The sequence below is a fragment of the Bounagaea algeriensis genome, assembly GCF_054491375.1.
The window spans coordinates 2,690,073-2,703,155 of the sequence record NZ_CM137102.1 but is presented as its reverse complement, the minus strand read 5'-3'; the positions used below and the strand labels follow the sequence as shown (position 1 = coordinate 2,703,155).

The 13,083-nt window shown below is 70.0% G+C and carries 12 protein-coding genes; 2 read left to right on the top strand and 10 right to left on the bottom strand.

What is annotated here, in order from left to right:
* Nucleotides 1-143: 143 nt before the first annotated feature.
* From phnE to ACVGV2_RS12095, 10 genes are all read right to left on the bottom strand, one after another.
* On the bottom strand, nucleotides 144-1,925 hold the full coding sequence (phnE, locus tag ACVGV2_RS12140) for a phosphonate ABC transporter, permease protein PhnE (RefSeq protein ID WP_459162487.1): 1,782 nt from the start codon (nucleotides 1,923-1,925) through the stop codon (nucleotides 144-146).
* A gap of 7 nt (nucleotides 1,926-1,932) precedes the next feature.
* Nucleotides 1,933-2,727 (bottom strand): phosphonate ABC transporter ATP-binding protein, encoded by a 795-nt coding sequence (gene phnC, locus ACVGV2_RS12135; RefSeq protein ID WP_459162486.1) that lies wholly within the window; start codon nucleotides 2,725-2,727, stop codon nucleotides 1,933-1,935.
* Nucleotides 2,718-3,647 (bottom strand): phosphate/phosphite/phosphonate ABC transporter substrate-binding protein, encoded by a 930-nt coding sequence (locus ACVGV2_RS12130; RefSeq protein WP_459162485.1) that lies wholly within the window; start codon nucleotides 3,645-3,647, stop codon nucleotides 2,718-2,720. Before ACVGV2_RS12130 ends, phnC begins: the two co-directional genes overlap by 10 nt.
* Nucleotides 3,648-3,683: 36 nt before the next feature.
* Complete coding sequence (locus ACVGV2_RS12125) at nucleotides 3,684-4,364, bottom strand: phosphonatase-like hydrolase (protein WP_459162484.1); 681 nt, start codon at nucleotides 4,362-4,364, stop codon at nucleotides 3,684-3,686.
* Nucleotides 4,361-5,491, bottom strand: coding sequence for a TIGR03364 family FAD-dependent oxidoreductase (locus ACVGV2_RS12120; RefSeq protein ID WP_459162483.1), 1,131 nt, complete (start codon nucleotides 5,489-5,491; stop codon nucleotides 4,361-4,363). Before ACVGV2_RS12120 ends, ACVGV2_RS12125 begins: the two co-directional genes overlap by 4 nt.
* Before the next feature lie 181 nt (nucleotides 5,492-5,672).
* A complete protein-coding gene (locus ACVGV2_RS12115) occupies nucleotides 5,673-6,443 on the bottom strand; it encodes a GntR family transcriptional regulator (RefSeq protein ID WP_459162482.1) in 771 nt (256 codons plus the stop codon).
* Between the two features lie 176 nt (nucleotides 6,444-6,619).
* Nucleotides 6,620-7,654, bottom strand: a complete 1,035-nt coding sequence (locus ACVGV2_RS12110) for an NAD(P)-dependent alcohol dehydrogenase (RefSeq protein WP_459162481.1) — start codon at nucleotides 7,652-7,654, stop codon at nucleotides 6,620-6,622.
* A gap of 76 nt (nucleotides 7,655-7,730) precedes the next feature.
* Entirely contained in the window at nucleotides 7,731-8,264 is a 534-nt protein-coding gene (locus tag ACVGV2_RS12105) for a YbhB/YbcL family Raf kinase inhibitor-like protein (RefSeq protein ID WP_459162480.1), read from the bottom strand.
* 46 nt (nucleotides 8,265-8,310) lie between these two features.
* Nucleotides 8,311-9,879 carry a GMC family oxidoreductase gene (locus ACVGV2_RS12100; RefSeq protein WP_459162479.1) on the bottom strand — a complete coding sequence of 523 codons (1,569 nt, stop codon included), beginning with the start codon at nucleotides 9,877-9,879 and terminating at the stop codon, nucleotides 8,311-8,313.
* Entirely contained in the window at nucleotides 9,876-10,301 is a 426-nt protein-coding gene (locus ACVGV2_RS12095) for a hypothetical protein (protein WP_459162478.1), read from the bottom strand. The genes ACVGV2_RS12100 and ACVGV2_RS12095 overlap by 4 nt, the downstream gene beginning before the upstream one ends.
* A gap of 267 nt (nucleotides 10,302-10,568) precedes the next feature.
* Here ACVGV2_RS12095 and ACVGV2_RS12090 point away from each other — a divergent pair, with 267 nt between their 5' ends.
* Both ACVGV2_RS12090 and ACVGV2_RS12085 read left to right on the top strand, forming a co-directional pair.
* Nucleotides 10,569-12,011 carry an AAA-type ATPase lid domain-containing protein gene (locus tag ACVGV2_RS12090; RefSeq protein ID WP_459162477.1) on the top strand — a complete coding sequence of 481 codons (1,443 nt, stop codon included), beginning with the start codon at nucleotides 10,569-10,571 and terminating at the stop codon, nucleotides 12,009-12,011.
* A 178-nt stretch (nucleotides 12,012-12,189) separates the two neighbouring features.
* The gene (locus ACVGV2_RS12085; RefSeq protein ID WP_459162476.1) at nucleotides 12,190-13,029 is read left to right on the top strand and encodes an SAM-dependent methyltransferase; all 840 of its coding nucleotides are present in this window, start codon (nucleotides 12,190-12,192) and stop codon (nucleotides 13,027-13,029) included.
* Nucleotides 13,030-13,083: the final 54 nt, after the last annotated feature.

The window sequence follows — 13,083 nt, the reverse complement described above, 5'->3', positions numbered from 1 at the left end:
TCGTCATCTTCCTGGCTGGTCGAGGCGCCCTCGGAGCCGACCTGGCTGGAGGGCTGCTCGAACTCGTCGGCCGCGGCGATTCCGGTCATGCCCAGGGCAACGGGCCGGACAGCAGGGAAGACCAGCCGAGCTGCCGGAGCGCGTCACCGCGCGGTCGTGCCCCCGGGAAGCATCCGGCGCCACCAGAGCGCGAGCAGCTCGACGAGCATCACCACGGCGAAGGTCAGCAGCAGCACGGTGGTGACGACCCCGAATTCCAGCACCCGCGAGGCGTTGAGCAGGTAGTAGCCGATACCGCCCGCTCCGACGAGCCCGAGCAGCGTGGCCGAGCGGATGTTGGTGTCGAGCTGGTACAGCAGGTGGCCGACCACCGCCGGAGCGGCCTGCGGCAGGGTAGCGGAGAAGAACACCTGCAACCGGGTGGCGCCCGTGGCGCGCAGCGCCTGCTCGACGTCCCGGTCGACCTCCTCCACGGAGTCGGCCACCAGCTTGCCGAGCAGTCCGACCGAGCCGACGCCGAGTGCGCACGCGCCCGCGACCGGGCCGAGCCCGGTGATCACCACGAAGATGATGGCCAGCACGAGTTCGGGAACGCCGCGGATCATCAGCACCGCCCCGCGGAAGGCGCGGGCGATGCCGGGGCGGGGAGCGACGTTGGCCGCCGCCAGTGCCCCGATCGGCAGGGACAGCACGGCCCCGATCAGGGTCGCAGCCAGCGCGATCTCGACCGTCACCAGCAGTTCGGCGAGCAGGGTTGGCAGCATGGCGCCGGTTTCGGGAGGCCAGAACTGGGCCAGCGTCGGCCAGAATTCGCGGAATCCGCGAGCGAACTGCTCCGGCGTCAGTCCCAGCTGCCACGTCGAGGCCACCACGACGAGCACCGTGATGAACCAGTAGGCGAGCTTGCGCAGCCGCGCGGGCGTCCACGGGTGGCTGATCCGCGCGGTGCGGGCCCGCACGCAGGACTCCTGCGTCGCACTGCCTGGTGGAAAGTCCGTGGCACGCCGGGAACCCGCACGCCGGGAACCCGCACGCCGGGAACGGCCGGTGACGAGGGCGAACGTGCGGCTGCGCGGCCGTTCGCCACCGGTGTTCATCAACCGCGTGCGGATCGCACCGGAGAGCAGTTCCATGAGCACGCACAGCGCGAAGACCACCAGCGCCAGGGCGATTCCGCGCTGGTAGTCCAGTGTGCGCAGTGCGTTGGCGATGTCCTGGCCCAGGCCGGCCACGCCGACGAAGCCGAGCACCACCGACACGCGCAGGTTGATGTCCAGGCGGTGCAGCGACGTGGCCACGAACGACGGCAACACCTGCGGGATCACCCCTCCGAACAGCTCCTGCAGGCGGGATCCGCCCGCGGCTCGGATGGCCGTGCGGGGGCCTTCGTCGATCTGCTCGATCGCGTCGGCGTAGAGCTTGCCGACCATGCCGACCGAGTGCAGGCCCATCGCGAGCACTCCGGTCAGACCGCCGAAGCCGAAGATCCGGAAGAACAGGATCGCCAGCACCACGTCCGGAACCGCTCGGGAGGCCACGATGAGCGCGCGTGCCCCGTGCCTGCCGAGCACGTGCGGGGCGGTGTTGCTCGCTCCGAGCACGGCGATCGGCACGCTCAGCAGCGCCGCCAGCAGCGTCGCGCAGATCACGATCGCCAGCGTCGTGCCGATCGAGGACAGCAGCTGTGCGACCGGCGGGAAGTCCAGCGGCAGTGTCCGCGACAGGAAGTCGGCGGCGTTGTCAGCGCTGTCGACGACGGTCGCAATGTTGAGGCGCAGGTCGACGGTCGCCCACACCGCCGTCAGCACCAGTGCGAACGCGGCGAGCAGGGCGAGAACCCTCCGCGGGTTCGGGCGGGGCAGGGTGCGGCGGTCTCCTGACGCCGGTGTGGGCGCCGAGGTGCGAGCCAGCTCCGCTGTGGACATCACGACCTCACCCCACCGCCGTCAACTGCGGGTTCTCGGAGCCGGCCGCGGTGTAGACCGCCATCGCCGACTCCCGGCTGAGCCCCTCGACCGGGCTGTCCAGCACCACGCTGCCGGCGCGCAACCCCACGACTCGCTCGCCCCAGCTCATGGCCAGTTCCAGCTGGTGCAGGCTGCACACCACGGTCAGCCGGTCCTGCCGGCTGATTTCGGCGAGCAGCGCCATCACCTGCTCCGAGGAGTCGGGGTCCAGGGAGGCGACCGGCTCGTCGGCGAGCAGGACGTCCGGGCGCTGCAGCAGCGCGCGGGCCACGGCGGCCCGCTGCTGCTGCCCGCCGGAGAGCGTGTCGGCCCGCTGCAGGGCCTGTTCGGTCAACCCGACGCGGTCGAGCTGGTCCATCGCGTCGTGCCGAACGCTCTTGGCATACGTGGCCAGCCCCAGGCGCGGAGCGCGCAGACCGCCCAACGCTCCGGTGCACACGTTCTCCAGCACGGTCAGCGCTCCGACGAGGTGGAACTGCTGGAACACGAACCCGATCCGGCGCCGCAGCTGCCGCAGCGCCCGTCCGCGCATCCGACCGAGATCACTGCCCAGCACCGTCACCGCGCCCGCGGTGGGGCGTTGCAGTCCGTCGACGTGACGCAGCAGCGTGGATTTGCCCGATCCCGAGGGTCCCAGCAGGACGGTGAACTCACCGGCTGCGACCCGCAACGAGACATCGTCGAGCGCCGCGGTCGTACCGTCGAATCGCTTGCTCACACCGTCGAAGTCCACGACGGTCTCGCCGTGCTCTAGTTGCATTGCTCGTTCCTCGTCGTCTCGCAGACGCGGCGGATGCTGTCGTAGTAGGAGTCGTCGACCCGGGCGAATCCCCAGCCGCCGGTGTCGCCGACCCGGCATGCGCCCGCGCAGTAGCCGTTGGCGCGCAGGTAGTCGCTGTTGGCCTTGGTGCGCAGTGCCGAAGTGATGGACTCGCGCAGCTCCGGATCGAGATCGGGGGAGACCGCGGCCGGATCGCCCGGGATGACCTCGGAGCGCCACACGGTCTTGAGCTGGCCGCGTTGGAGCTCACCCTGCTGGATCAGTTGGTGGTCGACCATGGTGTCGAAGGCGAACCCGGCGTCGCACTGCCCGCTGGCCACGCCCAGGGCCGCGGCGTCGTGCCCCCCGGCCATGATCGGCTGGATGCCGGTCTTCGGGTCCACACCGGACTCGATCAGCCCGGCCGTCGGGTACAGGTAGCCGGAGGTGGAGGTGGGGTCGACGAAGCAGACCTTCTTGCCCCGGAAGTCGGCCAACGAGTCGATGCCGGTGCCGGGCCTGGTGATGCCGTAGGACTGGTAACCGGGCTGCTTGCCCTTCTCCTCGGCCTGGGCGGCCACCGCCTCGGCCTCGACGCCCTTCTCGCGGGCCAGCATGTAGGAGAACGGGCCGTACTTGGCGATGTCGATCTTGCCGGCGCGCTGCCCCTCGATGATCGCGGCGTAATCGGTGGCTTGCTGGAAGCGGACCTCCTTGCCGGTTTCGTCCTCCAGCATCTTGATCGTAGGAGCGTAGTCCTGTTGCAGGTTCGCCGAGTCCTCCGAGGGGACCGCGGCGAAGACGAGCTCGTGCGGGGATCCGCCGCCCTGGTCGGCGGCGCTGGGGCCGCAGGCCGACAGCAGCAGCGCGAACGCGGCCGCTGCGGCGGCGAGACCGGCACGTCTGTTCCTGGTGGGCATGACGAGCGCAACTCTCCTTCGGGTGGGGCGGTCCGATCAGGCTCGGACGAGATCGGGGAGTTGGCGGACTGATTCGAGGACGTGGGAGGCACCGGCGCCGATGAGGGCGTGCCGGTCGTGCGCTCCGGTGAGCACGCCCGCCACGATTCCCGCTCCGGCGCGCAGGCCGGTGCGGACGTCGTAGCTGGTGTCGCCGACGACGGCGACCTGGCGCACGTCGTCGACGCCCAGGCGCAGCACGGCGGTCAGGACCATGTCCGGGTACGGTCGCCCGCGACCGGCGCGTTCCGGGGTGAGCGTCAGATCGGCGAGTTCGCCCCACCCGAGGGCGTCGAGGATCCGGTGCTGGGTCGTTTCGGCGAAGCCGGTGGTCAGCGCCACGGCCACGCCGGAGTTGCGCAGCCGCTCGATGGCCTCGACGGCACCGTCGATCCCGGTGCACTCCCCGCCGGAAATCAGCTCGCCGTAGGCGTTCTCGAACGCGCGGTTGGCCCGCTGCGCGCGGTCTTCGTCACCGTCGAGCAACGCGCGGAAGACGGTGATCTTGGATTCGCCCATCGTGCGGCGGACGTGCTCCAGCAGGCGCGGGTAGGCGTCGTCGGACTCGGTGACGCCGACCTCGGCGATGGCGGCGGTGAAGGCCCGCTCCACCAGCCCGTCATCGACCACGGTCGTGCCGGCCATGTCCAGCACGGCCAGTCGGATGTCGGGACTCATGACTGCTCCTCCCAACCGATTTCGCGGGCGGTGTCCTCGGCGATGGCGGGCGATGCGGTCATGCCCCGCCCGCCCGGGCCGGTGACCAGCCACACCCCGGGCAGCACCTGCTCGCGGTGGACGACGGTCGCTGGATCCGTGCACTGGGCGTAGACACCAGCCCACCGGCGCACCACGCGCGGCAGCGGCCGGTCGAGCAGTTCCTCGACCCGCTCCCGCAGGTGCTCGTACGGGTCCTCGTGCACGTCGAAGGGGAACGGCTCGGCGTAGCCGTGGGTGTCGCCGATCGTCAGTCCGCCGTCGGCGCGTTGGACCATGAGCAGCTGCATCCCGTTGTTCGCGGCCACCGGGGGCTGGGGCTCCTCGCGGTTGAGCGCGTCCAGCGCGGCACCCCGGTAGGCCGGGTAGTAGCGCAGGCTGTCGGCATCGGCCACCGAGGTCGGCAGCGGCTCGCCCAACGACTCGGTCTGCATCATCTGCAGCCGCACGCGCCGCACCGGCGCTTCGGGCGCCAGCTCGCGCACCAGGCCCCCGAGCGCAGCCCCCGTGCACAGCACCACGGCGTCGGCGCCGTGGCGCTGGCCGGTCTCATCGCGGACCGCCCCTTCGGCGACCTCCCGGACTTCGCGGCCGGGCAACCAGGTGTAGCGCCCGGTAGTGGCCAGGTGCTCCCGAATCGCAGGTTGCGCGGTGCGCGGTTCGACGGCGGCGTCCTGCTCGCACCACAGCGCCCCGCGCATCGGCCCGCGAAGAGCGGGATTGACCTCCCTCACCTCCTCCGGCGACAGCAACTTCGTGCCGCGTTCGGCGGTTTCGGGCTGCACGAGCAACTCCTCGGCGACCGCCAGCTCCGCCTCCGTGCGCAGCACGGTCACCGAGCCGTTCGGGCGGAAGCCCAGTCCCGGGACGTCTTCCGCCAGGCGCTGCCACGAGCGTCGCGCGCGCAGCGCGATCCGCAGGTCCGCACCCGGGGCGCGACCGCTGAGCCAGATCAGCCCGAAGTTACGGACCGAGGCGCCTCGTGCCTCGGGTTCCCGCTCCAGATGCACCACGTCGTGTCCGCTGTTGAGGGCTTTCCAGGCGTGCATGGTGCCGAGCACGCCACCGCCAACTACCACTACTCGCACGACGTCCACGGTCACCGAACCGGAGGAACCAGATGTGCCCCCGGATCCAATTCGCGGTGAACAGGTACCGAACACTGGACTGGACGAGTTATCGATCCGTTATCCCCGGGTCGGGAGGCGGACGATGTGCGCGGAGAACGCCCAGCGCAGCGGGATGCCGAGACCGCCGGAAGAGCGGCCGTCAGCGGTGCAGCCGGGTGACGAAGCTGAAGCGGTCACCGCGGAACAACGAGCGCACCCGCTCGATCGGCGCGCCGTCCGGGCTCCACGACACCCGGTGCAGCAGCACCATCGGAACAGCGGAGTTGGTGCCGATCAGCAACGCTTCCCGCGGTGTCGCCAGCACCGTTTCGATGCGTTCCTCGGCCTCCTCGAAAACCACCCCGAGGACCTCGTGCAGGTAGCCGTAGAGGGAGTGGTTCGGATCGAAGTCCTCCAGCAGGTTCGGGAAGCGGCCGAGCGGCAGGTACGTCGACTCGAGCCCGACCCGCTCGCCGTCGGCCAGCAGGACCCGCTCCAGGTGGACCACCTCGCCACCGGGCTCCACGTGCAGTTGCTGCGCCAGGTCGCCGTCGGGCCGCATCCGCTCGGTCGTGACCGCGGTTCGGCCCGGCTCCATGCCCTGCTCGCGCATCCCCTCCGTGTAGCTGCGCAGCGACAGCGGCTGCAGCACCTTCGGTGGCGCGACCACGGTCCGACTCCCGTGCCTGCGCAGCAGTTTCCCCTCGAGCACCAGTTCGCTGACGGCCTGGCGCAGCGTGATCCGCGAAACCTCGTAGCGCTGCGCGAGCTCGCGCTCGGCCGGCAGCGCCGCGCCCTCGCCCAACTCCTGGAGCAGCCCGAGCAGCTCCGCTTTGACCCGGTAGTGGAGCGGGACCCGGCCGTGCTCGGGAACTCCGGCGCGGACCGGGTCCTCCGCCCGGTGCGCCGGGCCTGGTGAATCGGTGCGCACGGACCCGAGGCTAGACGTGTCGACGAGAGCACGTGCGGTGGGGTGAGCGCGGTTTCAGCGGACCTGCGGTTCCCGGGCTGCACGTGCTTTCCGGTGTGCTTCCGCCTGCACGCACCCGCGCGATCCGCGGGTGCGTGCAGTGGGGTGCTGAACCGTTGAGGGTTCTGCGTAAAGGTTCAAGCGGATCCGGGGACGAGGATCGCCCGGCCTCGCACCCGACCGTTGTCGAGGTCGTTGAGGGCGTCGTTGGCCGCGGTCAAGGGGTAGGTGGTGGTGTGCAGCCTGACTTCGCCCCGCGCGGTCAGGGCCATGAGCTCGTCGAGGTCGTTGTAGCTGCCGACGAGGTTGCCGATGATGTCGATTTCCCGGGAGATGATGTCGATCGTCGGCAGGTTGAGCGCACCGCCGTAGCCGACGGTGAAGTACGAGCCGGCCTCGCGGAGCATGGCGATCCCCTGGTGCTCGGCGCCTCGTTCCCCCACGAAGTCGATCACGACCTGCGCACCGAGGCCGCCGGTGATGTCCCGCACGGCGCTGACCGGATCACCGTCGGCCCGCACCGTGTGGTGCGCGCCCAGCTGGCTGGCGAAGGTGAGCGCCTCGTCGGACAGGTCCACGACGATGATCCGGGCCGTCGTCATCGCCGCGAGGCATTGGATTCCGATGTGCCCCAAACCGCCCGCGCCGATGGCCACGACGAACGATCCCGGGTGCAGCAGCGGCGCGGCCTTGCGCACCGCGTGGTAGGCGGTAAGGCCTGCATCGGCCAGCGCGGCGACGTCGGCGGGTTGCAGATTCGCGTCGAGCTTGACCATCGCACGGGCGTTGGTCAACATGTACTCGGCCATGCCCCCGTCGCGGGACATTCCGGGGAATTCGGATTGCGCGCAGTGGACGTCGTCGCCGGCGCGGCAAGCGCGGCAGAGACCGCAGGTGACCAGCGGGTGGAGGATGACGGGGTCTCCTGGTGCGACGTTCGTGACGGCGGAGCCGACCTCGCGGACCCAGCCGGCGTTCTCGTGGCCGATGATGTACGGCAGTCGGGGCGCCATCCTGTCGGCCCACTGCCCTTCGATGACGTGCAGGTCGGTCCGGCACACCCCGGCGGCGCCGATTTCGACGAGCACGTCGAACGGGCCGGACACCTGCGGGTCGGGTACTTCTTCCACGGCGGGCTGCGTTTCGTACGCGTGGACGCGGACGGCCTTCATCGCCCGTCCCTCCAATCTGTCCTCTCGACGGCGCGGACTGCTGGGCACCGGAGTTCCCGAGTGCGGTGGGCAGCCATCAACGTTCGTAGATCGGGGTGAGCATCGCCCGCGCCAGCGTGTGCCCCGAGAGGCTGAAACCAAGGAATGCCGGTGTCGCCTCCTTGCTGATGCCGAGCTTCGCGACATCGACGGCGTGCACGACGAAGTAGTAGTGGTGGACGCCGTTGCCCCCGGGCGGCGCGGCCCCGAGGTACTGGCGGATGCTGGCGTCGTTGCGCAGGGTCAAAGCCCCCTCCGGCAGCGCGGCGCCGTCGGGGTCTCCTGCTCCGGCCGGCAGCTCCGTCGTCTCCGCGGGTATGTCGCACACCGCCCAGTGCCAGAAGCCGCTCGGCGTCGGCGCGCCCGGGTCGAAGCAGGTCACCGCGAAACTCGCCGTGGCGGTCGGGAAACCGCGCCAGGCCAGGTGCGGCGACGTGTCGCTGCCACCGGCGCCCATGATGCCGCTCACCTGCGGCCGGGGAAGCGGCACCTCGTCACCGACGTCGTGGCTGCTCACGGTGAAGGGAGGAACGGGGGTCAGGAACTCGTACGGGTTGGGGCGCTGGGTCAAGGCATCCTCCGCTCGCGCGGGCAGATGGGTCCGTGCCGCGCGCTGTTCAGGAACGCTGTTTCCGGTGCTCGGTCGTGATGTAGTTGGCTTGGCGGATCGCCAGGCCCACGATGGTCAACGTGGGGTTGGCCGCCGCTGACGTGGTGAATTGGCTGCCGTCGGAGACGAACAGGTTCGGCACGTCGTGCGCGCGCCCGAACCGGTTGACCACACCATCGCCGGGGCGCTCGCTCATGCGGCACGTTCCCAGGTTGTGGGTGGAGGGGTACGGCGGTGTCTCGATGGTGCGCTTCGCGCCGACCGCTTCGTAGATGGCACGTCCCTGCCGCTGCGCGTGATCGCGCATCGCCAGGTCGTTGCGGTGCTCGTCGACGTGCACGTTGGCCACGGGCAACCCGTGCTGGTCGAGCACCGCGTCGTTCAGCGTCACGCGGTTGTCGGCCCGGGGCAGGTCCTCGCCCACGATCCACATGCCGGCGGTGTTGAGGTAGTCCTCGACGTAGGTGGTGAACTCAGGACCCCAACCGCCCGGAGCGACGAACGTGGTGAAGAACGACGGCCCCAGGGCGATCGTTTCCAGGTAGTAGCCGCCGACGAAACCGCGGTCGGTGTCCAGGACGGACTCGTCGGAGACCACCCCGGCCATGGTCTCACCGCGATACATCCGCACGGGTTTGGAGAACTGGCCCCACACGGTGCCGGTCGTGTGACTCATGTAGTTGCGGCCCACTTGGCCCGAGGAGTTCGCCAAGCCCTGCGGGAACAGCGCCGACCGGGAAAGCAGCAACAACCGCGGGGTTTCGATCGCGTTGCCCGCCAGGCACACGACGCTGGCGCGCTGACGACGCAGCGTGCCGTTGCGGTCGGCGTAGACCACGCCGGTGGCGTGCCCGTTGCTGTCGTGCAGGATCTGCGCCGCATGGCTGTCCGGGCGGAGATCCAGGTTGTCCGTCCGGCGCGCCTTGGGCAGCTCGGCGACCAGGGTGGACCACTTGGATCCCTGCTTGTCGCCCTGGAAGTTGAAGCCGTCCTGCACGCTCGCCGGCCGCCCGTCGTAGGGTTCGGCGTTCGTCGCGTACGGGCCGGTCGCGTACTGGCGGTACCCGAGCTTCGCCGCCCCGTTGGCGAGCACCTTGTAGTTGTTGTTGGCCGGCAGCGGTGGACGGCCGTGCCGGTGGGAAACCCCCATCTTGATCTCGGCGCGGTCGTAGTACGGCTCCAGCTCGCCCAACGTGAGCGGCCAGTCGAGCAGGTTGGCGCCGTCGATGTCGCCGTAGGTGCTGCGCGCGTGGAACTCGTGGGGCTTGAACCGCGGGCAGGCGCCTGCCCAGTGCGTCGTCGTCCCGCCGACGGCCTTGACGATCCAGGCGGGCAGCTCGGGGAAGTCCTGGTGGATCCGCCAACTGCCCGAGGTGGTCCGCGTGTCCCCCCACGACATCTGGGCGAAGGCCTGCCACTCGTCGTTGTGGTAATCCTCCGCGGTCAAGTGGGGTCCCGCTTCCAGCACCACCGTCTTGAACCCCTGCTGGCACAGCTCGTTGGCCAACGTGCCGCCGCCGGCACCGGAACCCACCACCACGACGACGTCCTCGTCGTCATAGTCGAATCGAGTCATTCCGCCACCTCCTCGATGCGCGGCTCGGGGAGCCAGTCCAAATCGTTGAATCCCCGTTCGATGTAGCCGCCCTTGTCGAAGGACGGCCCCTCGTATCCCAGCAGGCCCCACACTTCGTGATCGTCGTACAGCTTGACCGAGGCGATCCCGAGGACGTGCGCGAAGAACGGCGCGTCCTGCACACCGCGCAGCACGGTCAGCGCCACCGCGTCGTCGAGTTGCACGAACGGCACCTCACGCAGCCGGTCCAGGTCGTGCAGGCCCTGGCAGAGCTGGGCCAGGCTCCGCGGATCGGCAACGGTCGCGTCGAGCACCTCCCGGGCCGTGCGCTCGTAGGGGTCCTTGGGGAAGGAATCGTGCGGGAACATGACTTCCAGCATGCGCACCAACGTGCGCCGATCGTGATCAGACAGGAGACTCATCAGCTACCTCCTCCTTCCACGAGAGCCACAGCCTGCTCGTCGCTCGGTATCGGCCCGGGGCGGCGCGGCGAAAACACGCCTCGTCGCCCCGATCACCGCGCCTTCTCACGCTATGCCGCCGCGTGGGAGTTCGCAGAAGCACGCTAGGCCCCGAGGACCCGTCCGCGAAGGGGTGTTGCGTCTCAATTTGAGACGTGCGGCTGTTGGCTCGCGAGCGAGCCGTGCCACAACCTGGACAGGTGCTGGCGAGCGTACGAGGAGGTGCGCATGGACGAGCCCACCCGCAGCACTCGCACGGGCGGCACCCCGGTCGCGCCCACGCCGCGGCTGTCCGCTTCCTGGCAGCGCAGCGAGGACTACGGGGCGCCAATCGAGCAGATCGCCCCGGTCTACATCGGTTCCGTCGACGACGAATCGCTGTTCTTCCGGTGCGGGCAGGAGGTCCTCGGCGGTCTGGAGGACCGGCTCGCGGGCGAGCCGGTCAGCGCGATGTTGACCGACCACGACGGGCACGTGCTCAGCCGCACCTGCCACGACCGCGCGCTCGTCGAGGCCCTCGACAACACCTACTTGGCCCCCGGTTTCGCCTTCTCCGAGCGGGAAGCCGGGACCAACGGGCTCGGCGTCGCGCTGGCGGACCGGGCCTCCTCGCTGGTCCGCGGTGACGAGCACTACTGCACGGGCCTGTGGCGCTACACCTGCGCGGCGGCACCTGTCCTGGATCCCGTGCACGGGTGGTTGCTCGGCAGCATCAACCTGACCACCTGGTCGCAGCGGGCCGCGGGCCTGCTGCTGGCGCTGGCCGAGACCGCTGCCGGGCACACCTCGGCACTGCTGCTGGCCCGCGACCGCGGTGGAGAACCCCGCCCCACCCCTCGCGGCGAGGTCTTCCAAGTGTCCACGGCGCACTCCCAGTGCGCACCCGTACCGCAGCTGTCGGAAACCTGGCGAGCCTCGTTGACCGAAGTCGAAACGGCGCTGACCGCGGGACTGTCGGTCGGAGTCACCGGTGAGCCCGGCAGCGGCAAGACGGTTCTGCTCGCCACGGCCCTGCGCCGCGCGCTTCCCCGCGACCGCATCCTGAACGCCCGGCCGCCGGATCCGCGCGATATCGAATCGTGGCTGTCGTTGTGGCCTCGCGAACTGGGCAAGGACAACACCAGTGCCATCGTCGCGAACGTGGATGCCCTGCCATCACGGGGTGTCGCGGAGATCGCGGCAACCGTGCGGGCACAAGCGCGGCGACCACTCACCGTCACCGCCCGCGAAGCGGGCACGATCCCGGCGGAACTGGCGCGCCTCGTCGACGCAGTCGTGGAGCTCCCGCCGCTGCGCCGACGTCCGGATGACATCGTCCCGCTGGCGCAGCACTTCGGCGGGAAAGCACGCGGCCGCGAGGTCCGGTTCACGTCGGCGGCAGCCCGCGCGCTGCGTACCTACCACTGGCCGGGAAACGCCGAACAGCTGCGCAGGATCGCCCGGGAAGCCGCAGTTCGGCGCGATGTCATCGACGCGCACCACCTGGCTCCCGAAGTGCTGTGCGGACCGAGCCGCACGCTGACGCGGATCGAAACCGTCGAACGCGACGAGATCGCCAGATGCCTCACCACTCCGGGAACCACCATCACCCGCGCTGCCGAAGTCCTCGGTCTGAGCCGGGCCACCATCTACCGCAAGATCGCCCGGTACGGCATCCACCCTCCGAGCTGAACGACCGAGAACGCGGCCAGATCTCCGGGTGATCCACTCGAACTTCCCCGATGCCGGTGACCGGTTCGGTGCGGGTGAGGACACCGCGGGCGGACAGGTGATGCCGCAGCGTGTTCTGTCCGCAGCGGAGTCGTACTACTGTGTTCGGTGATCACGATCGGGTATGGAGGTGGTTGCGATGACCGGTGCGCACACTCCGGAAGCGCCTGCTGGGGTGGACCTGTCGCGGCCGAGCGCGGCGCGGGTGTACGACTGGTACCTGGGCGGGCTGTGCAACTGGGCCGTGGACCGGGAGTTCGGTCGGAAGGCGATGGCCACGTTCCCGCTGATACCGAAACTGGCACGGCACAACCGCATGTGGCTGCGGCGGGTCGTCCGCGCCGCGCTGGACGCGGGCATCACCCAGTTCCTCGACCTGGGAGCTGGAGTGCCCACTGCCGGGGCCGTGCACGAGGTGGTTGCCGAGCGGTGCGACGACCCGGGCGCTCGTGTGGTCTACGTGGACAACGAGCCGGTCGCGGCCGCCCATGCGAACCTCATCCTTGAAAAGGAGGGAGCTCAACACTGGGTCGGCGTGGTGGAAGACGACATGCGCCGTCCCGAACGGGTGCTCGCCTCCGGGGAAGTGCGTCGGCTCATCGATTTCGACCGGCCGGTGTGCGTGCTGATGGTGGCCGTGCTGCACTTCGTCGGCGGTGAGGACGACGTGCCTGCCATCATCGCCGGCTATCATCAGCGCCTGGCCTCGGGCAGCTGGGTGGCGATCTCGCACATCGCCAACGACACCGCCCCGCAGGAGCAGCACGACCAGCTGCAGCGATTCGCCGAGGCGTACCAGGACACGCAAAACCCCGGATACTTGCGCGGTCACGACGAGATCCGCACCTGGTTCGCCGAGACGGAGCTGCTCTCGCCCGGTGTGGTGTCGCTGCCGGACTGGCAGCCGGACGAGGGTGACGCCGACGAGGGGGAGGAGGTCCGCGGCTGCGGGTGGTGCGCCGTCGGCCGCGTCCCCTGACGTGCGAGCACGACCGCGAGCGCACGGCGCAGTTCCAGGGGCGGAGCTGCCACC